A 24,032-nucleotide genomic window follows, 5' to 3' on the forward strand; every position below is an offset into this window, starting at 1 on the left:
TGAAAGACGTTTGATTATCCGCGCCGCTGTGCGCGCCGCGCTCAGTGTTGATATACGTCAATTGTTGTATATGCCATGATTTTATATTAGTTGCCGCCCGGGGCGGCGTTTTATAGACCGGCGACAGACAGTTCTGCTGGCGCGGACGATCTGCGATAATTGCGGCGCGCCCATCCGGCTGCCGCAGTCTCTTGCACACTCTCGACATATATAGAAGAAGGAATACCCCGTGGATATCGCTTACCTCGTCACGCCCCTGATCACCTGGATCCTGGTCGGACCGATCAAATTCCTGATCAACAGTGTCCGCACGCGGCAATGGGCGTTCGGCCTGGTCGGCAATGGCGGCTTTCCCAGCAACCATAGCGCCGTCGTGTCCAGCATGGCCACCCTGATCGCCTTGCGCGAAGGCATAGGCCATCCCGCCTTCGGCGTGGCCGTGACCCTGGCTTTCATCGTCATCATCGACGCCAACAGCCTGCGCCAGCACGTGGGCAAGCAGGCGGCCGCCATCAACCGCCTGGCGGGGGAAGCGGCCAGCCCCGCGCACAAGACCTTGCGCGAGCGCATGGGCCATACCCTGGTGGAAATCGCCGGCGGCCTGTGCACGGGCGTGGCCATCGGTTTCCTGATCAACTACGTGTTTGCCCGCTAAGCACTCGTTTCCTCTAGTCAAAACCCCGCTTCAAGGCGGGGTTTTGCGTTTCAGGGCGCAAAAACTACGTTTCATCCACTGATTAAAGCATTACAGGAAACGGCCGATTGACATGCCCGGATGCGCTCATGGATACTTTGGCGCTTGTGGTTTTAATAAAAATATATGCCTGCCATCGCCTGCAGCCCTATCCGGGCCGCCGGGACGGCCGTGGCGCTATCTATCCGGAGAATTACCCATGTTGCGCAAAACCCTGTTTGTTCTGGCAATTGCTTCTGCCTTGGCCGCCTGTGGCAAAGAGTCCAAAGATCCCGGCAAGGGCGGCAAGGATGGCAAGGAACAGGCGGGCGCTAGCGTCAATCTGCTGGTGTCCCCGGAAGACTTGCTGACCATCCAGAGCAATGCGCTGGCATCGGGCCCCGTCATCACCGGCTCCGTGCAGCCCGAGCGCAACGCGGACTTGCGCGCCGAAGTGTCGGCCGTGGTGATCCAGGTGATGAAGGAAAACGGCGAAATCGTCAAACGGGGCGACGTGCTGGTGCGCCTGGACGAAACGGCCATCCGCGACAGCCTCAATTCGGCCGAGGAAGCCAGCCGCGCCTCGAGCCAGGTGCTGGAGCAGTCCGAACGCATGTTCCAGCGCATGAAAACCCTGCGCGCCTCGGGCATGACGTCGACGCAGGCGCTGGAAGACGCGGAAATCCGCCGCAACAATGCGCAAAGCGATTTGTCCGCCGCGAAGAGCCGCGCCGCCCAGGCGCGCCAGCAGCTGCAGCGCACCCTCGTGCGCGCGCCGTTCGACGGCATCGTGAGCGAGCGCAAGGTATCGAATGGCGATACGGCGCAAATCGGCAAGGAATTGATCAAGGTCATCGATCCGACCAGCATGCGCCTCGAGGGCCTGGTATCGGCCGACAAGATCGGCGTCGTCAAGGTGGGCCAGCCCGTGCTGTTCCGCATCAATGGCTATCCCGGCCAGGATTTCGCGGGCAAGGTGCGCCGCGTCGATCCTGCCGCCAACGCCGTCACGCGCCAGGTGGCCGTGCTCGTCGATTTCAATGACAAGCAACAGCCGCGCGTGGCCGGCCTGTACGCGGAAGGGCGCATCGAGACGGAAACCGTCAGCGCGCTGATGATCCCCGATTCGGCTCTGGTGAAGGCCGGCGACGTCACGTACACGTGGAAAGTCAAGGACAAGGCCTTGCATAAAGTCACACTGCGCATCGGCGCGCGCGACGTGCGCACGGGCCAGTGGGAAGTGCAAAGCGGCCTGGCCAGCGGCGACACCGTGCTGCGTACGCCCGGTTCGACCTTCAAGGATGGGCAGAAAGTGGAATTGACGGCAGCCAAGGCCGTACCGGCAGCCGCCATGGCCAGCAGCAGCGCCGCCGTTGCCGGTAAAGGAAACTAAGCCATGTTCCTTTCCGATTTCAGTATCAAGCGGCCCACCGCCACCATTGTCCTGATCCTGGCGATGATGTGCGTCGGCTTGCTGGCGCTCAAGAAACTGCGCGTCAACCAGAATCCGGACGTCGAAGTGCCGTTCATCGTCGTCAGCATTCCTTACCCTGGCGCATCGCCCGACACGGTCGAGCGAGAAGTAGTGAACCGCCTGGAAAAGTCGCTGCAAAGCATTTCCGGCGTGACCGAAGTCAACAGCGATTCAAATGAAGGTGCGGCCAGCATCTTCCTGAAGTTTTCCTTCAATACCAATTTGATCGAAGCGTCCGACAATATCCGCAATGCGATTGCCGCCGTGCGCTACAAGTTGCCGACGGAAATGCGCGAGCCTATCCTGCAGCGCATCGACCCGGCTGCCGAGCCGATCATGCAGCTGGCGCTGTCGTCGAACTCGCAAAGCCATGCGGAAATTTCGCGCCTGGCCGAGGACGTGCTGTCGGACCGCTTCCGCACCGTCGATGGCGTGGCGCTGGTCAACGTGGGAGGCTCGCTCAAGCGCGAACTGTCCGTGCTGTTGCGGGCGGAAAAATTGCGTGAATACAATGTGTCCGTCAGCGACGTCGTCACCGCCCTGCGCAACCAGAACACGAATGCCCCCGTCGGCAAGGTGCGCGGCACCCTGGACGAGAAAAGCATCCGTCTCGTGGGCCGCATCGAGTCGCCAAGCGACTTCGAGAAAGTAGTGATCAAGCGCCGCGGCGAGGAAATCGTGCGCCTGGCCCAAGTGGCCACCATCGAGGACGGCTTTGCCGAAGTCAACAGCCTGAGCATGCGCAGCGGCAAGCCCAACGTGGGCATTTCGATCACCCGCGTGCGCGACGCTTCCACCGTCAGCGTGGCCAACAAGATCCGCGACATGGTGGCGGACATCAACAAGACCTTGCCAAAAGGCACGATCCTGCAAGTGACGCGCGATGGCGGCGAAAACGCCCAGCATAGCTTGAACAATGTGATCGAATCGCTGGTGCTGGGCGCCGTGCTGACGATTTTCGTCGTCTACGCCTTCCTGAACTCGTGGCGTTCGACCCTGATCACGGCGCTGAGCCTGCCGACGTCCGTGATTGCCGCCTTCATCGCCGTGTGGCTGTGCGGCTTTACCCTGAACTTCATGACCCTGCTGGGCCTGTCGCTGGCCATCGGCGTGCTGATCGATGATGCCATCGTCGTGCGCGAAAACATCGTGCGCCACATGCAGATGGGCAAGGACCGCCGCACGGCCGCGCTGGAAGGTACGGCCGAGATCGGCATGGCAGTGGCCGCCACGACCTTCTCGATCATTGCCGTCTTCATTCCCGTGGCCTTCATGCCGGGGATCTCGGGCGAATGGTTCCGTCCGTTTGCCTTGACGGTGACGTGCTCGGTGCTGGTCAGCCTGGGCATTTCGTTTACGCTCGACCCGATGCTGTCGGCCTACTGGGGCGACCCCGTCGAGGAACACTCGGCGCCGAAAAAAGGCATCGGCCGTGTGCTCGATAAATTCAACCACTGGTTCGACCATCAGGCCGACCGCTATGGCCGCGTGATCGCCTGGGCCCTGCATCACCGCCGCTGGATGGCCGTGATCGCCTTCGGCAGCCTGGTGGGCGCCATTGTTCTGCACGCTACGCATGGCGGCACGAGTTTCCTGCCGGCATCCGATTCGGGCAATCTGATGATCAATGTGCGCACGCCATCGTCGAGCAGCATCGAGTATTCGCGTTTGAAACTGGAGGCGGCGGCGGTTCTGGCGCGCACCTTGCCTGAAACCAAGGATACCAACAGCTCCATCAATGCGGGCGGCGGCCGCGTGTATGTCGACATCGGCAAGCGCAACACCCGCAAGCGTTCGGCCAAGGAAATCGCCGTCGAGCTGCGCGAGAAGATGTCGCGCCTGGTGGGCGCCGAATACGTGGTGCAGGATGACTTGAGCAACGGTTCGCAAAAGCCGATCCAGGTGGAGTTCACGGGGCCCGATTCGCGTAAACTCATGGAAATTACCAACGCCTACATGGACAAGCTGCGCGCCATTCCCGGCGCCGTCGACGTGGGCTTGTCGGAGCAGGACCCGAAGAACGAGCTGCAGATCGAGCTCAACCGCGGCCTGGCCAATTCGATGGGCATTTCCGTCAACGACGCGGCGCAATCGTTGCGCGTGGCCTTTGCCGGCGTGGAAGTGGGCGACTGGGTCGATCCGACGGGCGAAACGCGCGACGTGGCCGTGCGCCTGCATCCCGACGACCGCGTGGCATCGGAAAACATCGAGCGCCTGCCGATCAGCGTGACGGGCACCTCGCAAATGGTGCCGCTCGACCAGATCGCCACCATTACCATGGGCAAGGGTCCGTCCGGTATCGAGCACAAGAATGGCAAGCGCACGATCACCGTATCGGCCAATGCGCAGGGCCGTTCGAATGGCGAAGTGACGAGCGACGCCATGAAGCTGGCCAACTCCATCGACTTCCCGCCCGGCTACGGCCTGGCGCTGGGCGGCGCCGGCCAGGACCAGCAAGAGCTGTTCACGGAAATGCTGATCGCGCTGGTGATGGGTATCGGCCTGATGTATTTGATCCTGGTGATGCAGTTTGGTTCCTTCACGGCGCCGGTGGCCGTGATGATGTCCTTGCCGCTCAGTCTGATCGGCGTGGTGGTGGCGCTGGTGATCACGAACAACACCCTCAACCTGATGAGCTTTATCGGCATCATCATGCTGATGGGCCTGGTCGCCAAGAACGCCATCCTGCTGCTCGACGCGGCGCGCAAGCGCGAGGAAGAAGGCCATGGCCGCGAAGATGCGCTGATGTATGCGGGCCGCATGCGTCTGCGCCCCATCCTGATGACGACGTTCGCGCTGATCGCCGGCATGTTCCCCGTCGCGCTGGGCCTGGGCGAGGGTGGCGAGTTCTACCGTCCATTGGCGATCGCCATCATCGGCGGCACCATCACTTCGACGATTCTGACCCTGCTGGTCGTGCCGACCTTCTATGACAGCATCGAAATCGCCCGCGATGGCGCCGTGGCCAAGTTCCACCGCCGCGCCGCGCGCATGCCCGTGGTCGTGGCCATGATATTGACGCTGATCGAATGCGTGCTGACCCTGCTGATGGTGCGCTTCGTCTACCGCATGCTGAAGAAGGCCGTGCTGTTCCTGATGGGACGCCGCGCGCCGAAAGCGGCGTCGGTCAGCCTGCAAAAGTAAGTCAGGCAGCCTCGGCTGCGCAATCCTTGTGCCAGGTCAAAGAGCCTTCTTCGGAAGGCTCTTTTTACGTCCGGTGCTCTACAATCGTAGGACGGGTGGGCAGTATCGCCAGCCTGGTATCGCGATACTTTTGCGATATTTTTCAACGGCAATGTGGCACGGCAACGTAACGGACCAGCACCATGTTCTTCAGCATCCGGCAGCCCATACTCGGCATCCTCATGGCATGCCTGCTGGCCGCTTGCGCCGTCGGGCCGGACTTCCGGCCTCCCGCCGCCCCCGGCGGCGACCGCTACACGCCGGCACCGTTGCCGGCGCACACCGTGGCCGCCCCTGGTCCCGCCGGCCAGGCGCAGCGCTTCGTGCCGGGCCAGGATATTCCCGCGCAATGGTGGTCGCTGTTCCAGTCGCCGGCGCTGGACCAGCTCGTGCGCGGCGCCCTCGCGCGCAGTCCGGGCCTGGCGTCGGCCCAGGCGGCCCTGCGCCAGGCCGATGAAAACTACCGCACCCTGTCCGGCCGCCTGCTGTATCCCGAAGTGGGCGCCCGGCTGGGCGTCAGCCGCGAAAAAAACAGCAGCCTGGAAGGGGCGGGCGGCGTCCTCAATTTGTACAATGCCTCGGTGAATGTGTCGTATGCGCTGGATGTATTTGGCGGCAACAAGCGCCAGCTGGAGGGCTTGCAAGCGCTGGTCGACTATCGGCAGTATCAGCTCGAAGCCGTGTACCTGGCCCTGACGGCCAACCTGGTGACGGCGGCCATCCGCGAAGCGTCGTTGCGCGCCCAGCTGCAGGCCACCGGCGAAATACTCGACGCGCAGCAAAAGCAGCTGGACCTGATCGAGCAGCAATTGCGCTTCGGCGCCATCGGCCGCGCTACGGTGCTGGTCCAGCGCAACACGGTGGCGCAGACGCGGGCCAGCGTGCCGCCGCTGGAAAAGGCGCTGGCCCTGACGCGCCACCAGCTGTCCGTGTATGCGGGCCGCTTGCCCAGCGAGCCCGGCATGCCTGAATTCGATCTGGCGTCGCTGCGCCTGCCGCAGGACTTGCCCGTCTCCCTGCCGTCGGCCCTGGTGCGTCAGCGTCCCGACATCCGCGCCAGCGAAGCGCTGCTGCAGCAAGCCAGCGCGCAGATCGGCGTCGCCACGGCAGCCATGTATCCCCAGTTCACCCTGACGGGCAATGCCGGCGTGCTGGCCACCAGCGTTCCCGCGCTGCTGCACGCCAGTTCTGCCGTGTGGGGCGTGGCGGCCGGGCTGGCACAGCCTATTTTCAATGGGGGCGCATTGCGCGCCCAGCGGCGTGCCGCCATCGCCGCCTACGAGGGCGCGGCGGCCGATTACCGCGCCACCGTGCTGGCCGCCTTCCAGAATGTGGCGGACAGCTTGCGCGCCCTCGAGGCCGATGCCGCCGCCTTGCAGCAGCAAGCCGAGGTGGAGGCGCTGGCCAGCGAATCGCTGGCGCTGAGTACGCAGCAATTCAAGCTGGGCGCCATCAGCTACCTGAGCCTGCTGGACGCCCAGCGCACCTACCAGCAGGCCAGGGTGGGGCTGGTGCAGGCGCAGGCGGCCCGCTATGCCGATAGCGCCGCGCTGTTCCAGGCGCTGGGCGGCGGTTGGTGGAACCGTCCTGCGCTGCAGGCCGTTTCCATGGCGGCAGACTGACGGGCTGGCAAGGCAAGGTCTTGCAACACGACACGCGTAATGGCAGCCGCAAGCAACAACAAGGAGCGTATCCATGACGAAACGCACGAAACGCATGCTCATCATGCTGGGGGCGGTGGTGCTGTTGATTGCCCTGCTGGCGCTGGGATTTTTCCTGCACATCCGCCAGCTCATGGCCAGTTCGCCCAAGCCCGCGCCGGAAACGGTGTCGGCGACCGTCATCCGCAAGGTCGAGTGGCAGCCGCACCTGGCGTCCGTGGGCACCCTGGTGGCCGTGCGCGGTGTCGACGTGACGAGCGAAATCGCCGGTCTCGTCAGGTCCATCCATTTCAAGTCCGGCCAGGAAGTGAAGGCGGGGCAAGTGTTGCTGCAGCTGAATGCGGACGCCGACCTGGCGCAGCTGCGCGCCCTGGAGGCGGCGGCCGAACTGGCCGCGTCCGTGCTGGCGCGCGACCGCCAGCAATTTGCCGTGCAGGCGATCAGCCAGGCGCAGGTCGACAACGACGTGGCCGACGTGAAAAGCCGCAAGGCGCTGGCGGCCCAGCAGGCGGCGCTGGTGGACAAGAAAACCATCCGCGCGCCGTTCGCGGGCAAGCTCGGCATCACCACGGTCAACCCGGGCCAGTATTTGAATCCCGGCGACAAGATCGTCACCTTGCAAACCATCGATCCCATCTATGTGGACTTTTATATTCCGCAAAAGCAGCTGGGCGGGCTGCGGGTGGGACAGGTGCTGAACCTGTCCAGCGATGCGCATGCGAACACGGCGTTTGCGGGCAAGGTCAGCGCCATCAGTTCCAAGGTCGACCCGGCCACGCGCAATGTGCAAGTGGAGGCCACGGTGGCCAATCCCCAGCGGCAGTTGTTGCCGGGCATGTTTGCCAACGTCAAGGTGGAGGTGGGAGAAAAGAAACAGTACCTGACTTTGCCGCAGACGGCGATCACCTACAACCCGTATGGTTCCACCGTCTTCGTCGTGCAGCCGGCGCAGCAGGCGCCCAAGGCCGCCGCGCCGGGCAGCGCCGCTCCCGCCGCCCCACCGCCGAAGGCGGGCGAGCTGGTGGTGCGGCAAGTGTTCGTCACGACGGGCGAAACGCGCGGCGACCAGGTGGCCGTGCTGACGGGGCTCACCGAGGGCCAGCAAGTCGTCACCAGCGGACAGATCAAGCTCAAGAACGGCAGTCCCGTGGTGATCAGCAACGTCGTCGAGCCGCGCAATAATCCGCAGCCCACGCCGCAGGAACATTGAGGCGCCGCCATGAACTTCACCGATCTCTTTATCCGCCGGCCCGTGCTGGCGATGGTGGTGAGCCTGCTGCTGGTGGTGCTGGGCTTGCGCTCCCTGTTCAGCTTGCCCATCAACCAGTATCCGAAGACGCAGAACGCCGTCGTGACGATCTCGACCACCTATTACGGCGCCGACGCGCAGACGGTGGCCGGTTTCATTACGCAGCCGCTGGAATCGGCCATCGCCCAGGCGCAGGGCATCGATTACCTGTCCTCGTCGAGCAGCAGCGGCGTGTCGACCATCACGGCCACCCTGCGCCTCAATTACGACGCGAACCGGGCTTTGACGGAAATAAACACCCAGGTCAGTTCGGTGAAGAACCAGCTGCCCGCCCAGGCGCAGACGCCCGTGCTGACGGTGCAGATGGGGCAGACGACGGACGCGATGTACCTGGGCTTTTACAGCAAGACCTTGCCGACGAATAATGTGACGGATTACCTGAGCCGCGTGGTCAAGCCCAAGCTCGACTCCGTCAGCGGCGTGCAGACGGCGGAACTGCTGGGCGCACGCCTGTTCGCGCTGCGCGCCTGGCTCGATGCGGACAAGATGGCCGCGTTCGGCGTGACGGCGGCCGAGGTCAGTACCGCCCTGGGCAATAACAATTATCTGGCCGCGCTCGGGTCCAGCAAGGGGCAGATGGTGACCGTTCCCCTGACGGCGGGCACTGACCTGCATTCGGTCGAGGAGTTCAGGAAGCTCGTCGTCAAGCGCAGCGGCGACTCCATCGTGCGGCTGGAAGACTTGGCCACCGTCGTGCTGGGCTCGGAAAACTATGATTTCAACGTGGCCTTCAGCGGCGTGCGCTCCGTCTTCATCGGCATCAAGGTGGCGCCGGAAGCCAATATCCTCGACGTGGCCAAGCGCGTGCGCGCCAGCTTTCCCGATATCCAGTCCCAGCTGCCGGCCGGGCTGACGGGGGAGATCGTGTACGACTCGACGTTCTTCATCAATACCTCCATCAGGGAGGTCATCAAGACCCTGGTCGAGGCGCTGCTGATCGTCACCATCGTCATCTATCTGTTCCTGGGCAGCCTGCGGGCCGTGATCGTGCCCGTGATCGCCATGCCGCTATCGCTGATCGGCACGTTTACGGCCATGCTGGCGCTCGGCTATTCCATTAACTTGCTGACCTTGCTGGCCATCGTGCTGGCCATCGGCCTGGTGGTCGACGACGCCATCATCGTGGTGGAAAACGTGGACCGCCACATGAAGCAGGGCCAGCCGCCGCTGGAAGCGAGCCTGCTGGCGGCGCGCGAACTGGGCAGTCCGATTCTGGCCATGACGGTGGTGCTCATCGCCGTGTACGTGCCCATCGGATTCCAGGGCGGCCTGACGGGTGCGCTGTTCACAGAATTCGCCTTCACCCTGGCCGGCGCCGTGGCCGTGTCAGGCATCGTGGCCCTGACCCTGTCGCCCATGATGTGTTCGCGCTTTTTCCGTCCGGAACAGGATAGCGGCCGCTTCGTGCAAGCCATCGACCGCGTCTTCGGCAAGGTGCACGACACGTACCAGCGCCTGCTGCATGCGCTGCTCGACACCTGGGTGGTGCTCATCGTCATGGCGGCGCTATTGATGGTGGTGTTGGGGCTGATGTTCAAGATGTCGCAGTCCGAGCTGGCTCCCGAGGAAGACCAGGGCGTCGTGCTGTCGCAGGTGGTGGGCGACCCGACGGCCACGTCGGACCAGATGCAAGTGTATGCGGAGCAAATCTACCAGGTGGCCAAGGCCATGCCCGAATACAGCCAGATGTTCCAGATCACGGGCGTGCCGACGGTCAACTCGGGTTTTGGCGGCATGCTGATGACGCCGTGGAACGAGCGCACGCGCAGCGCCAAGGAAGTGCAGCAAGACTTGCAGGCGGGCTGGAACAAGATCGCAGGCGCCCGCGTGGCCGCCTTCCAGTTTCCCGCCTTGCCGGGCTCTTCGGGCTTGCCCGTGCAGTTCGTTATCTCTACCACGGAGCCGTTTGAAAATCTCGACACCATTGCGCAGCAGGTGCTGGAGAAGGCGCGTTCATCGGGCAAGTTCTATTTCATCGATACGGACTTGAAAATCGACAAGCCGCAAGCGACCGTCGTGATCGACCGCGATAGTGTCGCCGCGCTCGGCATGACGCAGCAGGATGTGGGGCAGGCGCTGGGCGCTGCTCTGGGCGGCAACTACGTCAATTACTTTTCCATCGCCGGGCGTTCGTATAAAGTGATCCCGCAGGTGCTGCAGGTGGACCGCCTGAACCCGTCGGCCGTGCTGGATTTCCACATCAAGACGCCCAGCGGCACGATGATACCGGCCAGTACCGTCGCGCATATCCAGTACGACGTCGTGCCCGAGTCGATCAACCGCTTCCAGCAACTCAATTCCGTGACGCTTGCCGGCGTGTCCGGCGCCTCGCAGGGCGAGGTGCTGGGCTTCATGCGCGACACACTGGCCCAGGTGGCGCCCAGCGGCTACACGGCTGATTATGCGGGGCAGTCGCGCCAGTTCGTGCAGGAGTCGGGCGGTTTTGTCGTCACCATGCTGTTTGCCGTGGTGATCGTCTTCCTGGCGCTGGCGGCGCAGTTCGAGAGCTTCCGCGACCCCGTCGTGATCCTCGTTTCCGTGCCGCTGGCCCTGTTTGGCGCCACCATGTTCATCTTCCTCGGCTTTGCGTCGATCAATATCTACACGGAAGTGGGCCTGGTGACCCTGATGGGCCTGATCAGCAAGCATGGCATCCTGATCGTGGAAGTGGCCAATCAGCTGCAAAAGACAGGCAAGAGCAAGCGCGAGGCCGTCGAGGAGGCGGCCGCCGTGCGCCTGCGTCCCATCCTGATGACGACGGCGGCCATGGTGTTTGGCGTGCTGCCCCTGGTGATCGCCTCGGGCGCTGGCGCGGCCGGGCGCCACGCGATGGGGCTGGTGATTTTCACGGGCCTGTCCATTGGCACCTTGTTTACCCTGTTCGTGGTGCCGGCCATGTATCTGTTCCTGGCAGCGGACCACCAGGCGCTGAGCGCACGGGCGGCTGGCAAGGCGGTTCCGGCCCACTGAGGCGCGGTGGCTGCGAGATTGTTGCGCTGTGCAATAAAAAGAGCCTTCATCGGAAGGCTCTTTGTTGCGTATTCTGCTACGGGCTTGCAGGCCGGCCGGCCATCGGGGCGGAGCTCAGGCGGTATTTAGCTGCCGCGTGGTGGGGTGGTGCCGGTCCCTGTGCCCGTCCCGCCCCCTGTGCCAGTTCCTGTCCCTGTCCCGTTACCGGTGCCGGTACCCGGCGTCGTGTTGGGCGTGGTGGTCGGCGGCGTGGTCGTGCCGTCGGGATTGGTGGTCGTACCCGGTGCAACGGATGGGGTAGCGGGCGTGGTGGTGTCCGGCGTGGTGGTGCCGCTGGTACCCGAGGTGCCGCTGCCGCCCGTGCCGGGCGTGGTGGCGGGCGTAGCTGGCGTGGCCGGGGCGGTCGTGGTTTCGTTATGCTTGTTGCAGCCGCCCATCAGCGCGCAGACGATGGCGGTGCCGAGGACAAGCTTGCTGGTGCTAGGGAGTGGGGCCGTCATGATTGTTCCTTTCTCGTTGGAAAGCTGTCGTGGGTGATCCTACCTGCCAGGCGGTCTGCCACAGTGGCGGCAGGCCACCGCAGCAAGGCTGGCATCGCTTGCAAAAAATTAGAGTGGGCAGGTGCGCGCAGGTTCACCGGATTTACAAATCAACGGCCATCGGCAGCAGGATCTGCGATCCGCTTTGATATGGCGCAAACGCGCCACGTGAACGAGCAAGAAAGGGCCAGGACAGGACGTCCCGGCCGCGGGCTTATTTGGCGGCAGGGGCCTTGCTCACTTCCACTTCCCAATCTACGCCTGACTCGACGTGGTGTTTGGCGGCGAAGTCGCCCTGGCTGATGGCCACGGCCACGTCGAGCAGGCTGTTCAGGTAAACCAGCGGCTTGCCTTTGGCGACGCCGCCAAACGTGTGCTCGAACGGCGCCGTGACCTTGGCCACTTGCTTGCCCTTGTGCAGGATGCGTACTTGCAGCGGATCGTGTAGTTTCACCTGCAATTCGTCGAGCAGCGATTTCGGGATATTCGTCCAGACATTGCCATATTTCACATCGAGCACGGGCACGATGCCGCGGATGGTATTGCCGTCGCGTACGGGTTTTTGGTACGCGATCTTGACCACGGATGCGCTGGGCAATGACGGGCCCACCTGTTCGTAGGTGATGGCGCCCGAGGCCAGGCGCGCGCCCACGTACGCGTACACGTCGCGGCCATGGAAAGTGTAGGACTCGGCGGAGCCCGCCAGGCGGTTGACCTTTTCATCGATTTCACGCAGTTCGGCCACGCCGTCGCGCTCGGCGATCAGGGTGAACAGGCCGTTGTCCGGCCCCACGAAGTAGCGGCCACCCTTGGTTTTCAGCACCACCGACTTGCGCGCCGTGCCCACGCCCGGGTCGATGACGGAAACAAACACCGTGCCTTGCGGCCAGTAATTGGCCGTCTGGTACAAACGGTAGGCGCCCAGCCAGATGTCGTAGTCGGGAATCTGGTGCGTCAGGTCCGAAATGGTGAGCTGGGGATCGACGCCATAGGCGACGCCATGCATGGCGGACACGGCGCCGTCGGCCGTGCCGAAGTCCGTCATCAGCACCAGCGGCGCGGCAGCCTGGGCACTGGATAACAGGAGGGCGCTCAGGCAGGCACCGGCGACGAGATGGGAGATTCGTTTGATAATCATGTTTTATCCTTTGCTTTTAGTACAAATAACAGTGCTTGGAAACGCATAACAAAACCGTAGCGAGCAGCAGTGAGTTGTGGCTAAGAAGCGCAACCGTACTGTAGTACGGTGAGCATCGCAGGCCGCAAATCACGACGCGCAGTAGGTTTTGTTGGCGTTTAAAATGTGTAGCTCAGCTTGGCGTAGAAGTACGCGCCGTTCACGCCGATGGGGTTGATGAAATTGTAGGGCAGGGCGCCGCCATACGTGGCGTTGTTCGTTTCCCGCACGCGCTGCGGATAGCGGTCGAGGATATTGTTGCCGCCCACGCTCACCGTCAGTTGCTTGCTCAGTTTCAATTGCCCTTCCAGGTCCAGCGACCACACGGCGCCGAAGCGCTGCGCGGGAATGCCGTCGATCAGGGGCGCATCGCTGTCGTAGGAAAAATCTTTCAGTTCGCCAAAGCGCGTGGCGCGCGCCTGCACGCCCCAGCCTGCCGCTTGCCAGTCGGCGCCGAGGATCACTTTGCTGGTGGGCGACGCATGTTTGATGCGGAACAAACTCGTCTCCGTCAGCAGGGTCAGACTCGGATCGATGGCGGCCAGCGCGGTGGAACTTTGGCGCACCTTGTCGAGACTGGTCTTGTTCAAGTTCAGGGCCGCATTCAGGTTCAGCTTGCCTGACGTGAAGGCCAGATCGTGGTTCAGCACCACGTCCAGTCCTTTGGTACGCGTGTCGAGCAAATTGGCCAGGTAGGCCACGGACTGGATATCGCTGCGGCCATTCGCGGCCAGGTAGGCCGTGACGGCGTCGCTTTGCAAGTCGCTCGAACGCGTGATGCGGTCGCGGATGCGGATCACGTAGGCGTCCACCGTCACGCTGGTGGCGGCCGCCGGTTTCCAGGCCAGGCCCAGCGAGACGTTGGTCGATTTTTCCGGTTTCAGCTGTTGTGCGCCGAAGTTGCGCGCCAGCGGGTCGCTGGCCGGCAGCAGGGCCGCCGTTTGCAGGGCCGTGCCATCGGCGTTGAAGTTCAGGGTGGCGAAGCGGAAACCCGTTTGCACGAGGGCCGGTGCGCGGAAGCTGTTCGACAGCGAGCCGCGCACAAGAAAATTGTCCGTGACTTTATAGCGCGTGGACAACTTGCCCGTGCTGGCGCTGCCGAAGTCGCTGTAGTCGGAATAGCGGGCGGCGGCGCCCACCAGCAGGCGCGGCGTGAGGTCGCTTTCCACATCCGCATACACGGAGCGGATTTGCCGGCTGCCGTCGTAGGCGTCCGATGGACGCAGGCCCGGTCCCGCCTGCGCGCCCGGTGGCGCATCGGTGAAGCTGCCGGCCGCATACGAGGCAGGATCGCCGGCCGAGCTGGTGTAGGTTTCGCGCATCCACTCGGCGCCCACGGCCACGCTCAAGGGGGCGGGCAATCCGATGTCGATGCTGCGCGTGGCATCGATATTCAGGGCATTCTGGCGGAAGTCGAAACCGGCCAGATTGAAACGCGTGGGGCTGGCCGCGCCCAGCGAAGCGTTGACGGAGTGGCTTACGCCGTAGTCAAAGCGGTCGCTGCCGTGGCGCGCGCTGGCGTCCCAGTTCCACGCGCCCGCGCTGCCGCGCACGCCGGCAACGATGCTGAGGTCGCGCTTGTCGCCGTTGGTGACGGGGCGGTAGCCGTTCGGATACAGGGCCGGTACATTCGACGGGTCGCCCGGATAGCGGAAGTAGGCGCTGCCGTCGGACTTGCGCTCGTTGAGCGTGGCAAACGAGTACAGGTCCAGGCCGTTGGCCAGGGTGAGCTGGGTGTTGTAGAACAGGTAGTTGTTGCGCTGGCGCGAGTCACCCGACTTGAACACCACCTTGCCGTCGAGCGCCTGGTCGGCCGGCGTGAAGTTGTAGGACGTCCAGCCGGCGTCGCTGGGGCCGGCCCGTTCCGTGGGCGAGCGGCGCCGGGTTTCCGCGCCGAAGCGGAAGAATCCCGCCTCGCCCAGCGGCACGCCGTAGTCGGCGTTGACGATGACGGTCTGGCCATCCGTCAGGGTTTGATCGGTGGGCTCGAAATGCGTGTGGTTGGCGCCGTAGCTGACGGAGGCGGCGCCGCCCGTGCGCGCCTTTTTCAGCACGATGTTGATGACGCCCGCCACGGCGTCGCTGCCGTACTGGGCGCCCGCGCCGTCGCGCAGGATTTCGATGTGGTCGATGGCGTTCGGCGGAATCGCGTTGATGTCGACCGGCACGGTGCCGGCAAAGCTGCTTTCCGTGTCGAGCACGGCGCTCGTGTGGCGGCGCTTGCCGTTGATCAGCACCAGCACCTGGTCGGGCGCCAGCCCCCGCAACTGGATGCCGCGCACGGAGTCCGACGCGCCGCTCGATTCGATGCGTGGGAAGTTGATCGAGGGCGACAGGTTTTGCAGGGCCGCGCCCACGTCGCCCGTCGACAGCGCATTGCTCACTTCGCGCGCGCCGAAGCGGTCGATGGGCACGCTGCTGTCGAACACCGTGCGGTTGCGCGCGCGCGAACCGACGATGGTGACCTGGTCGATGCTGGCGCCGGCTGGCGTGGCGGCACTCGTGAACGTGTCATCAGCTTGGGCCCAGGCGGGTGCGGCGCCCAGCATGGCGCAGGCCAGCACGATGGCGCGCAGCGGCGTGGCGGGAAGGGAAGGCGTGGCGGATGAATGGCGCGGATACAAGGCGGTGTCCTTTTGGCTCGATTAGTGTTAGTACGGAAACAGTTGCAATGAGCTTAAGGGAGGTGGCGGTGTGCGCTAACGATTCTTTCTGGATATGCTTATGCTGTTGTTTTTATGCCGCCAGATTGCGCAGCAGGGCGGGAATCTCGGTCGGGATTTCGCGCGCCAGGTAGCCGAGGATGCCGAAGCGCAAGGCCAGCTGTTCGCCCGCCAGCGCATGCAGGGCGATGCCCCAGGCGCACGCCTGCTCCAGCGGCGCGCCGCGCGCGGCCAGGCCCGTGATGATGCCGGCCAGGGTGTCGCCGGAACCGGAAATGGCCAGGCCGATATTGCCGCCCGCATGCGTCCAAGTGTTGCCATCGGGCATGGCGATGACGGTCAGCGCGCCTTTCAGCGCGACGATGGCATGCCAGCGCCGCGCCGCGTCCACGGCGCAGGCATGCGGGTCGGCCAGCACGGCATCTTTGGTCACGCCCATCAGCTGGGCCAGCTCGCCCGCGTGCGGCGTCAGCAGCACGGGCTGCTTAAAATGAAACTGCGGCGGCTGGCGCACGACCTGCATGGCGCAGGCGTCGAGGATCAGGCGGCTGCCGGCAAACAGGGGCAGCAGGTGGCGCATCAGCTCGCAGCTAGCGGCTGTGTCGCACATGCCTGGCCCGACGAGCACGGCATCGACCTTGCCGGCCAGCGGCGCCAGCTGGTGGCGCGCCTCGTGGCGGAAGCCGCCCTGCGCCGTTTCGTCCAGGCCGATGACCCGCGCCTCGGGCATGGCGACGGCCACTTGCGCCGCCACCGACGCGCCCGTCGCCAGGGTCAGCTTGCCCGCGCCCGCGCGCAGGGCGGCCGTGGCTGCCAGCACAATGGCGCCCGGCATTTCTTCCGAGCCGGCGACGATCAGCAGATGGCCGCGCACTTCCTTGTCGCCGTCGGGCTGGGGCATGGGCAGGGGCCAGGAGCGCAGCAGGGAGGGGGTGATGTCGATGGCGTCCATGGATGAGCTCCGAAGGATCAGGATTTCGGTGCGGCCGGCATGTCGGGCTGTGCCGTGACGGGTGTGCCGGCCGCTTCCAGCGGCGCGACGAAGTTGCACAAGTCCAGCTGCAGCTTGCCGTGTCTGCCCAGGGCGGGGTTGAAGGCATACGAGGTGATGCCGCAGTTGGGCACGTCGGCCGCCTTGTCGATGGCCAGGATGGTGTGCTCGTCGCAGCGCTCGAGCAGGTAGCGGAAGCAATTGACGATGACCTGGTGGCCGACGATCAGCACCCGTTCACCCCGGTATTCGCGGGTGATGGTGTCGAGCACGCTGCGCAGGCGCAGGATGACGTCGCACCAGCTTTCGCCGCCCGGCGGGCGGAAATAAAACTTGCCGACGTGCTGGCGCTGTTCGTGCAATTCCGGGTACTTGCTGGCGATACCGTGCACGGTCAGGCGGTCGAGGATGCCGAATTCCTTTTCGCGCAGGCGTTCGTCGGCCACCACGGCGCCCAAGCTGTCGGCATCGATGCGCGCCAGCACGGCGTGCGCCGTCTGCTGGGCCCGCACGTAGGGCGAATACAGCACGACGGTCGGTTGTTGTTCAGGGGGGAGGGCGGCGAACCAGTCGCCGAGGGCTTGCGCCTGGCGCGCGCCAAGCTCGGAGAGGGGGACGTCGACATCGCGCTCGGCGATGGCGATTAATAACTGTTTTTCCGCTTCGGCGGCATCGCGCGCCACGTTGCCGGCACTTTGGCCGTGACGCACGATCCAGATTTGCTGCGGCCATTTCTGTTCCATCACCTTGCGCCTTCCTCCGTATTGATTGCGATCCAATATAGACGAAAGCGGCAAGGCGCGGCGCGCAACTCGTTGGGCTTTTAGGCGGCGTGTTCCGCCTCATCCAGGTCCGGCGCGTCGTCGCTGTTGTAGACGGCCAGGTCGGTTTCGCCCATGACCCGGCTGGTGACGGTGCCGGCCGTGATCGAGCCGCTCACGTTCAGGGCCGTGCGGCCCATGTCGATCAGCGGTTCGACGGAGATCAGCAAGCCGGCCAGCGCGACGGGCAAGTCCATCGCCGACAGCACGATCAGGGCGGCAAACGTGGCGCCGCCGCCCACGCCGGCCACGCCGACGGAACCGATGGTGATGATGGCCAGCAAGGGCAGCAGGAAGCTGATGGTGAACGGATCGACGCCGACGGTGGGGGCGATCATGACGGCGAGCATGGCCGGATAGATGCCGGCGCAGCCATTCTGGCCGATGGTCGAGCCGAACGAGGCGGCGAAGTTGGCGATGCCTTCCGGCGTGCCCAGGCGCTGGGTTTGCGTCTGCACGCTCATCGGGATCGAGCCGGCGCTGGTGCGCGAGGTGAAGGCGAAGGCCAGCACGGGGAAGACTTTTTTCACGAAGCGCAGCGGGTTCAGGCCCACGCCGGCGATGATGGCCAGATGCACGAGGAACATCAATATCAGCGCGCTGTACGAGGCGACGACGAAGTTGATCAATTTCAAGATGTCCGTGTAGCTCGACGACGCCACCACTTCAAACATCAGCGCGAACACGCCGTACGGCGTCAGGCGCAGCACCAGGGTGACCATGCGCATGACGATGGCGTGCGCCACTTTCATGAAGTGCTCGAAGGACGCGAAAATTTCCGGCTTCTTCGCCGCGATGCCCGTGGCCGAGATGCCGATGAAGATCGAGAACACGACCACGGCGATGGTCGACGTCTTGCGCGCGCCCGTCATGTCGAGGAAGGGGTTGGTCGGCACGAAGCTGACCAGCAGTTTCGGCAGCGACAGGGCTTTCGCCGTTTCCAGCGAGCCTTGCAGCTGCACGCCGCGCGCCACTTCGGCCGCGCTCGAGGTCAGGCCGACTGCCGTCAGGCCGAACAGCTTGGCCATCAAAATTCCCAGCGCGGCAGCGATCGTGGTGGTAATGAGCAGGGTGCCGATAGTCAGCGCGCTGATCTTGCCCAGGGAACTCGCATCCTTGAGCTTTAAAATGGCGGAGATGATGGAAACCATGATCAGCGGCATGATGATCATCTGCAGCAGTTTGACGTAGCCGCTGCCGACGATGTCGATGTATTCATTGGTGCCCGCGATGACGGGCGAGCCGGCGCCGTACAGCCACTGCACGGCCGCGCCCAGCAGCACGCCCAGGCCCAGGCCCGTGAAGACGCGCACGGTGAACGTCGCGTGTTTGCGTTGCTGGTGGAACATGAAGGCGAAGACGATCAGCGCAACGAGCAGGTTCAGAATGATGTTAATTGCCATGAAGGGGCCTTATCTTGGTTTTATTCGGGACTGCGGAGAGCACTTTACTACAAGTCATTGCTGCCCCAGCCTGGGGCGAAAGGGCAAGCACTGTACAGTACTATGGGGGTGTTTTACGCGATACTGCTGCGAATATTACGCTATATAAATATGCTACACAGGCATAAGCCTTCAGGATGATTGTGAAATTGGCTATTTCGTGCCAGCATGGTTTTCCCGTTTGTTAATATGCGCGCGTGATTTTAATAAGGAAAAAAATGAATGCTTTAACGGAAGTACAAGTGCTGGATGCGGAAGAGCGCTTGCGCCTGGCCATGATGGCGTCCGACGTGGCCGCGCTGAATGTCTTGCTGGCCGACGAGCTACTGTTTACCAATCACCTGGGTCATCTGCTGAGCAAGCATGCGGACCTGGCCGCGCACGAGCAGCGCCTGCTGGCCATCACGGACTTGCGCGCGTCCGAGCGCCATGTGCGCATCAACGGCAACGTGGCTGTGGTCTCCGTGCGCATGCAGCTGACGGGCAAGTATCACGACGTGGAAACGCATGGCGACTTCCGTTTTACGCGCGTCTGGGCGCAGGATGCGGCCGGCGCGCTGCAAGTGATCGCCGCCCATTCGGGCGTCGTGGCTTGAGGAGCACGGTTTAGTGGATCATCGTTCCAAAGGGCAGCTGTTTGAAGCTGTCATCGCCGCCGGCCCCGCCACGCTCGCTATCACGGCCGGCTATCCTCTGCTGCTGTACAACCTGGTGCGTACCTGGGCCGACGCCCCCGGCGCCAATGCGCTGGCCGCGCTGCTGCTGACGGGCGGCCTGTGGGCCTTGCTGGAATTCTGGCGCATCGCGCTGGCGACGGTGGCGCGCAAGGCCTATGCATTCAACTGGCGCTTCTGGCTGGCCATCACCGGCTTCCTTGCCTGCTTCGTGCGTTTCGTGCCGGACATGCCGGCCGGATTGATGCTGCTGTTGCTGGTGCTGCCGGCGCTGGCGTGGACGCATTTCATCTTGTTGCAGATCAAGCGACCGCGCGACCTGTAGGGTTTATTCTTCCTCTTCGGCTTCTGCCTTCAGCCAGGCTATCCGCCCATTGCCCGCCTCATGCAGATGGGCGAGCAGGGCGGTGGCCGCCGTTTCAGGCAGGCTGAAGTCGAACAGCACGTCTTCCCCGTGCGCCACGTTCAGCAGGGTGGCGCCGGCGCCATCGAGTTCGCGGCGCAGCATGCCTTCCATCGCATACGGTACCGTGCAGCGCAGGGTGCGCTGGCGCACGATGGCCGTCTTTTCCGCCTGCAATAATGCTTGCGCCACGCTGTCCGTGTAGGCGCGCACCAGGCCGCCCGCACCGAGCTTGATGCCGCCAAAATAGCGCACGACAGTCGCCAGCACGCCTTCGAGGTCCTGATGGCGCAGCACGTCGAGCATGGGCCGCCCGGCCGTGCCGCTCGGTTCGCCATCGTCGACGGCCGCCGATTGCCCGCCCGCCAGCAGCGCCCAGCACACATGGCAGGCGCCCGGATGCTGCGCCTTCAAGTCATTGACCACCTGCTGCGCGCTGGCGCGGTCGGTCATCGGCTGCACGCAACCGATGAAACGGCTTTTCTTGATGATCAGTTCGCTGTGGACGGGGGCGGCAATGGTAAACGGCATGGCGGGTGCGAAGGCGGGCAAAGCAGCATGATAGAGGAAATGCGCGCCGGGGACGAGTCAGCCCGCTCACGCGGCCGCGACGGCCACCAGTTCGCGCAGCGCCGCATCGCGCACCTGCAGGATCTCGAACAGTCCCAGCGCGTGCAGGGCGGGCAGGGCGTCCACAATGTCGCGCTCGGCGATAGCCTTGTCCTCGACGCTGCTGGCGTCGTCCAGCCACAGCCGGGCATTGGCGAGAAAAGCGCCCACCGTGCCCTTGCGCACGGTGACGCCATTGAACTGGCCCTGGTTTTGTTGATCCGGTAACACGTCTTCTGCACGCATGCTGAACTCCTGAAGGTTGGAAAGACTTCACTGTATGATGGCTAGATTGTCTTGTCTGCGTTGTTTATGTCATTCGATACGTCAAATCCGCCAATCTTGCCGCCAGCACCGCCGCTGCGCGCCATGCGCATTGTCCAGCCGCAGGAAAGGGTGACGGCGGCGCACCGCCATGCCAGCGGCCAGCTGTTCGGCGCCATGCGGGGCTTGCTCTCCGTTACGGCCGACAGCGGACATTGGGTGGTGCCGGCCAGCCACTGCGTGTGGGTGCCGCCCCATCACGTCCATGCGCTGCGTTCGCACGGCCCGTTTGCGGGCTGGAGCGTGTATGTGGACGAGGCCAGCTGCGCCGGCTTGCCCGTCGCGCCTTGCGTGATGCGCGTCTCGGGCTTGCTGCGCGAGGCGGTGGGCCGCGCCAGCACCTGGGGCGCGGGCGCGCTGGACGCGCGGCAGGCCCGGGTGGCGGGCGTGATCCTCGACGAGATCGCCGCCGCGCCGCACGAATCCTTCGGCTTGCCCCTGCCCACGGACCCGCGCCTGCTGCGCGTGGCGCGCGCCGTGCTCGACGACTTGGCCGACGAGCGTGGCGTGGAAGCACTGGCCGCCTGGGCCGGCGTATCGCCGCGCACCCTGGCGCGCCGATTCACGATCGAGACGGGCTTTACGCCCTCCGCCTGGCGCCAGCGCGCCCGCATCCTGCGCGCGCTGGAACTATTAGCCGCCGGCCAGCCCGTCACGACGATTGCGCTGGACTTGGGCTACGACAACGTCAGCGCCTTCATCGCCATGTTCAAGCGCGTGATGGGGGGGACGCCGGGGAGGTATGGGGATGGCAGTGAATCGAGCAATATCGGTATTTGATAAAGCGCAACTTGTTGCAGATAGAGATGGTCAAGGCTGAAATCATGTATGGGTGCCGGACTTGACCCTGACCCCATTTCAATGCTGGAAGAGCACCGCTGCTTTGCACGTCAGATTGAGATGATGAACGCTGGATACCCGTTCTGTTGAATTAGAAAGCGAGTGCCGTCAAGTGTTGGGGGCAAACAACCTTGTCGGATGGGGCGACGTCCTTTGCCAGCCTATGCATATCGGCTAGCGGAAGTACTTTCGTTCCTGTCCATCCCTCAGTGGGAAGCAGGGCTCGGATCGGGGCTTCAGGGCCGTTGTACACTACTGTGGCAGTGTTTGTCTCGAAGTCTATGGCGAAGAATATAAGATAGTCAGCGCGTCCTTTGCCCGGTGTAAATGCTGGTCCGGAGCTGGATTTCCCTGTTGCCTTTACCTGAACAGTCTTGCCGGTGCGGGTTAACGCGTCAACTCCTCCGGTACGCTTTTGAGGGAGTACCAGGTCGAAATGATGCAGAGCCAGCGCTTCGGCAATATCTCCAACAAGACGTCCATCCAGAGTGAACTTTAGCCCAGTGTCCGCATAGTGCGCTACGAGGGCCTGTTGTGCAATCCATAATTTATTGATAACTTCTGGCAGCTTAATGGTATTGACGATATTACGCATTTAAATACCTCTAGCTTGGGTGTTATGAACTGAAAGAGTCTGCGATAAAATGTCGAATGGAATAAATAAAATTCGATTCATTCACGCTGATGAGCGGCAAAGCCAGATAACTGTCGTGTGGATTAGTCAGGCTTGGCCGAGTAATCATTCTCCTTCGAAGTAGTCTGAGTCGATCTTCTTGAGCTCGTACATGCCGATGGTTGACACACCCACATTATGATCAATCATCATTGCTGCCAGTTGCTGGCCATCAATGAGAATAATCTTCGTATTTATTAGGCTGGCAAACTCCACAGCTTCCCGGGAATAGGTAGACGTAGTAATGAAGACTCCCTTACTTGCTCGCTGTCCCTGCAGCGCTCCAGCAAATTTCTGAATCTCTGGCCGGCCCACGGTCCCCTCCCACCGCTTAGCTTGGACATAAATAACGTCTAGGCCAAGCTTGTCTTCTTTGATAATTCCATCTATCCCGCCATCACCGCTTTTTCCTATTGCGCGGCCAGCGTCTTGCCGTGAGCCACCATAGCCCATTCCAACGAGAAGATCGATCACCAGACGCTCGAAAAACACCGGTGTAACCGATTTCACTTGCTCAAGCAAGTCTAGTTCGAGCTCGGATCGTAGCCGACCATAGGCAAAAGCGAGTTGATCCTCAGGGGTTTGGGTGGCAGACGATTCCTGTTCTGCTTGTCGCGGAACTACAGCATTATTCTCTGCCGTAGTGTCGCGTCGACGTGCACGGAAAGCGCGAAACTCATCGAACTGCTCTAAAGTCGCGACATTAATTTGTGCTGGCCCTTTTGCTAATAATGCCTTACCTCGTTCGGTTATTTGGAAAACGCCACGTTTTGGCGAGGTCAGCAACCCAGCCTGTTTCAGGTATGTTCTTGCCCATCCAACACGGTTGTCAAAAAGTGGTGCGGTCCCGCTCGGTAGCATCTCACTTCGCTCCTCATCCGTGAGGGCAAAGTCTTGGGTTAAGCATTCAATTGCGTCACGAGATCGATACTCCTTCCCGTCAGCCGCGAGACGAAGTAAGGGAAGCATAACAGTTTGATAATCGGGGATTGACATGAATTTTTTTGCCTTTAATACATAGATGCCGTTCACCAAGAGATACTAGCCTTAAAGCAAGTAAAAGTGAATCAGTCATGTTACTTATCCGCAATGATTAATGCAACTAGCGGCATGTGATTCGCCCTGTGCAACGTGTCTCCAGTCGGTAGGAATTCAGCAGAAAATGAGAGCATGCGGCAAATGCGTTTTGGCTATTGGAGAGCGGAGAAGGCGGGGGCCGAACGGATCGCTGGGGATCGTTCGGAGCAACTGCTTAGCTCGTCAAAGCGACCTATTTTTTGCATGCATGGTCATCGCAGAAGACTCTGAAGCTGTGGGTCGGACGGGACCACATGTTTCCGAGGCGAGCGGAAACAAAGCAGAAACAAAAAAGCCAACCGCGAACGGTTGGCTTCTCTGAAGTATTTGGTAGGCCGTGCGGGATTCGAACCTGCGACCAACGGATTAAAAGTCCGCTGCTCTACCAGCTGAGCTAACGACCCAAAAACTTTTTACTACTACTGCGGTAACACTGTGCCGTATCAACATGCTTGCCATGATGACGGCTGAATCTTGGTAGGCCGTGCGGGATTCGAACCTGCGACCAACGGATTAAAAGTCCGCTGCT

The 24,032-nt window shown here is 62.8% G+C and carries 19 protein-coding genes and 1 tRNA gene; 9 read left to right on the forward strand and 11 right to left on the reverse strand.

Annotated features, from left to right (window positions below; genetic code table 11):
- Window positions 1–229: 229 nt before the first annotated feature.
- From JAB8_RS16680 to JAB8_RS16705, 6 genes are all read left to right on the forward strand, one after another.
- Entirely contained in the window at window positions 230–655 is a 426-nt protein-coding gene (locus JAB8_RS16680; protein ID WP_070224702.1) for a divergent PAP2 family protein, read from the forward strand.
- A gap of 238 nt (window positions 656–893) precedes the next feature.
- Window positions 894–2,066, forward strand: a complete 1,173-nt coding sequence (locus JAB8_RS16685) for an efflux RND transporter periplasmic adaptor subunit (RefSeq protein ID WP_070224701.1) — start codon at window positions 894–896, stop codon at window positions 2,064–2,066.
- A gap of 3 nt (window positions 2,067–2,069) precedes the next feature.
- A complete protein-coding gene (locus JAB8_RS16690; protein ID WP_070290659.1) occupies window positions 2,070–5,291 on the forward strand; it encodes an efflux RND transporter permease subunit in 3,222 nt (1,073 codons plus the stop codon).
- A gap of 182 nt (window positions 5,292–5,473) precedes the next feature.
- Window positions 5,474–6,952 carry an efflux transporter outer membrane subunit gene (locus JAB8_RS16695; RefSeq protein ID WP_070290660.1) on the forward strand — a complete coding sequence of 493 codons (1,479 nt, stop codon included), beginning with the start codon at window positions 5,474–5,476 and terminating at the stop codon, window positions 6,950–6,952.
- A gap of 73 nt (window positions 6,953–7,025) precedes the next feature.
- Window positions 7,026–8,201 (forward strand): efflux RND transporter periplasmic adaptor subunit, encoded by a 1,176-nt coding sequence (locus JAB8_RS16700; protein WP_070290661.1) that lies wholly within the window; start codon window positions 7,026–7,028, stop codon window positions 8,199–8,201.
- A 9-nt stretch (window positions 8,202–8,210) separates the two neighbouring features.
- Complete coding sequence (locus tag JAB8_RS16705) at window positions 8,211–11,270, forward strand: efflux RND transporter permease subunit (protein ID WP_070290662.1); 3,060 nt, start codon at window positions 8,211–8,213, stop codon at window positions 11,268–11,270.
- Window positions 11,271–11,395: 125 nt separating this feature from the next.
- Here the strand turns inward: JAB8_RS16705 and JAB8_RS29545 are convergent, their stop codons facing one another.
- The 6 genes from JAB8_RS29545 to JAB8_RS16735 all read right to left on the reverse strand — a co-directional run bounded on the left by JAB8_RS29545 (window position 11,396) and on the right by JAB8_RS16735 (window position 18,864).
- Entirely contained in the window at window positions 11,396–11,770 is a 375-nt protein-coding gene (locus JAB8_RS29545) for a hypothetical protein (RefSeq protein ID WP_071654424.1), read from the reverse strand.
- 253 nt (window positions 11,771–12,023) lie between these two features.
- Window positions 12,024–12,947, reverse strand: coding sequence for an S-adenosyl-l-methionine hydroxide adenosyltransferase family protein (locus tag JAB8_RS16715; RefSeq protein WP_139143074.1), 924 nt, complete (start codon window positions 12,945–12,947; stop codon window positions 12,024–12,026).
- Window positions 12,948–13,105: 158 nt separating this feature from the next.
- Window positions 13,106–15,610 carry a TonB-dependent receptor gene (locus JAB8_RS16720; protein ID WP_240453567.1) on the reverse strand — a complete coding sequence of 835 codons (2,505 nt, stop codon included), beginning with the start codon at window positions 15,608–15,610 and terminating at the stop codon, window positions 13,106–13,108.
- A gap of 112 nt (window positions 15,611–15,722) precedes the next feature.
- The gene (locus tag JAB8_RS16725; RefSeq protein WP_070290664.1) at window positions 15,723–16,601 is read right to left on the reverse strand and encodes an NAD(P)H-hydrate dehydratase; all 879 of its coding nucleotides are present in this window, start codon (window positions 16,599–16,601) and stop codon (window positions 15,723–15,725) included.
- A 17-nt stretch (window positions 16,602–16,618) separates the two neighbouring features.
- Window positions 16,619–17,383: a histidine phosphatase family protein gene (locus JAB8_RS16730; protein WP_070290665.1), complete on the reverse strand. Its 765-nt coding sequence runs from the start codon at window positions 17,381–17,383 to the stop codon at window positions 16,619–16,621.
- 80 nt (window positions 17,384–17,463) lie between these two features.
- Window positions 17,464–18,864, reverse strand: coding sequence for a cation:dicarboxylase symporter family transporter (locus tag JAB8_RS16735; protein WP_070224693.1), 1,401 nt, complete (start codon window positions 18,862–18,864; stop codon window positions 17,464–17,466).
- Window positions 18,865–19,121: 257 nt separating this feature from the next.
- On the opposite strand from JAB8_RS16735, the gene JAB8_RS16740 reads away from it, so the two are divergent.
- Window positions 19,122–19,499, forward strand: coding sequence for a nuclear transport factor 2 family protein (locus JAB8_RS16740; RefSeq protein ID WP_070290666.1), 378 nt, complete (start codon window positions 19,122–19,124; stop codon window positions 19,497–19,499).
- Between the two features lie 13 nt (window positions 19,500–19,512).
- Complete coding sequence (locus JAB8_RS16745; RefSeq protein WP_070290667.1) at window positions 19,513–19,902, forward strand: hypothetical protein; 390 nt, start codon at window positions 19,513–19,515, stop codon at window positions 19,900–19,902.
- 3 nt (window positions 19,903–19,905) lie between these two features.
- Here the strand turns inward: JAB8_RS16745 and JAB8_RS16750 are convergent, their stop codons facing one another.
- A complete protein-coding gene (locus JAB8_RS16750; RefSeq protein WP_070290668.1) occupies window positions 19,906–20,511 on the reverse strand; it encodes a YigZ family protein in 606 nt (201 codons plus the stop codon).
- A gap of 66 nt (window positions 20,512–20,577) precedes the next feature.
- A complete protein-coding gene (locus JAB8_RS16755) occupies window positions 20,578–20,835 on the reverse strand; it encodes a hypothetical protein (RefSeq protein ID WP_070290669.1) in 258 nt (85 codons plus the stop codon).
- Between the two features lie 123 nt (window positions 20,836–20,958).
- Here JAB8_RS16755 and JAB8_RS16760 point away from each other — a divergent pair, with 123 nt between their 5' ends.
- Complete coding sequence (locus JAB8_RS16760; RefSeq protein ID WP_254679532.1) at window positions 20,959–21,693, forward strand: helix-turn-helix transcriptional regulator; 735 nt, start codon at window positions 20,959–20,961, stop codon at window positions 21,691–21,693.
- Window positions 21,694–21,844: 151 nt separating this feature from the next.
- Here the strand turns inward: JAB8_RS16760 and JAB8_RS29120 are convergent, their stop codons facing one another.
- The 3 genes from JAB8_RS29120 to JAB8_RS16770 form a co-directional block, all read right to left on the reverse strand.
- Entirely contained in the window at window positions 21,845–22,348 is a 504-nt protein-coding gene (locus JAB8_RS29120; protein WP_070308536.1) for a hypothetical protein, read from the reverse strand.
- A gap of 144 nt (window positions 22,349–22,492) precedes the next feature.
- Window positions 22,493–23,458 (reverse strand): restriction endonuclease, encoded by a 966-nt coding sequence (locus JAB8_RS16765; RefSeq protein WP_227742132.1) that lies wholly within the window; start codon window positions 23,456–23,458, stop codon window positions 22,493–22,495.
- A 373-nt stretch (window positions 23,459–23,831) separates the two neighbouring features.
- A tRNA-Lys gene (locus tag JAB8_RS16770) sits at window positions 23,832–23,907 on the reverse strand.
- Between the last annotated feature and the right edge of the window lie 125 nt (window positions 23,908–24,032).

This window comes from Janthinobacterium sp. HH106, from assembly GCF_001758725.1.
In the GTDB taxonomy this organism is placed as follows: Bacteria; Pseudomonadota; Gammaproteobacteria; order Burkholderiales; family Burkholderiaceae_D; genus Janthinobacterium.

Excerpts from the sequence above, each read along its gene's own strand:
- JAB8_RS16685 (WP_070224701.1), top strand. The coding sequence starts at position 894 with ATGTTGCGCAAAACCCTGTTTGTTCTGGCAATTGCTTCTGCCTTGGCC.
- JAB8_RS16690 (WP_070290659.1), top strand. The coding sequence starts at position 2,070 with ATGTTCCTTTCCGATTTCAGTATCAAGCGGCCCACCGCCACCATTGTC.
- JAB8_RS16695 (WP_070290660.1), top strand. The coding sequence starts at position 5,474 with ATGTTCTTCAGCATCCGGCAGCCCATACTCGGCATCCTCATGGCATGC.
- JAB8_RS16700 (WP_070290661.1), top strand. The coding sequence starts at position 7,026 with ATGACGAAACGCACGAAACGCATGCTCATCATGCTGGGGGCGGTGGTG.
- JAB8_RS16705 (WP_070290662.1), top strand. The coding sequence starts at position 8,211 with ATGAACTTCACCGATCTCTTTATCCGCCGGCCCGTGCTGGCGATGGTG.
- JAB8_RS29545 (WP_071654424.1), bottom strand. The coding sequence starts at position 11,770 with ATGACGGCCCCACTCCCTAGCACCAGCAAGCTTGTCCTCGGCACCGCC.
- JAB8_RS16715 (WP_139143074.1), bottom strand. The coding sequence starts at position 12,947 with ATGATTATCAAACGAATCTCCCATCTCGTCGCCGGTGCCTGCCTGAGC.
- JAB8_RS16725 (WP_070290664.1), bottom strand. The coding sequence starts at position 16,601 with ATGGACGCCATCGACATCACCCCCTCCCTGCTGCGCTCCTGGCCCCTG.
- JAB8_RS16730 (WP_070290665.1), bottom strand. The coding sequence starts at position 17,383 with ATGGAACAGAAATGGCCGCAGCAAATCTGGATCGTGCGTCACGGCCAA.
- JAB8_RS16735 (WP_070224693.1), bottom strand. The coding sequence starts at position 18,864 with ATGGCAATTAACATCATTCTGAACCTGCTCGTTGCGCTGATCGTCTTC.
- JAB8_RS16740 (WP_070290666.1), top strand. The coding sequence starts at position 19,122 with ATGAATGCTTTAACGGAAGTACAAGTGCTGGATGCGGAAGAGCGCTTG.
- JAB8_RS16750 (WP_070290668.1), bottom strand. The coding sequence starts at position 20,511 with ATGCCGTTTACCATTGCCGCCCCCGTCCACAGCGAACTGATCATCAAG.
- JAB8_RS16755 (WP_070290669.1), bottom strand. The coding sequence starts at position 20,835 with ATGCGTGCAGAAGACGTGTTACCGGATCAACAAAACCAGGGCCAGTTC.
- JAB8_RS16760 (WP_254679532.1), top strand. The coding sequence starts at position 20,959 with ATGCGCATTGTCCAGCCGCAGGAAAGGGTGACGGCGGCGCACCGCCAT.
- JAB8_RS29120 (WP_070308536.1), bottom strand. The coding sequence starts at position 22,348 with ATGCGTAATATCGTCAATACCATTAAGCTGCCAGAAGTTATCAATAAA.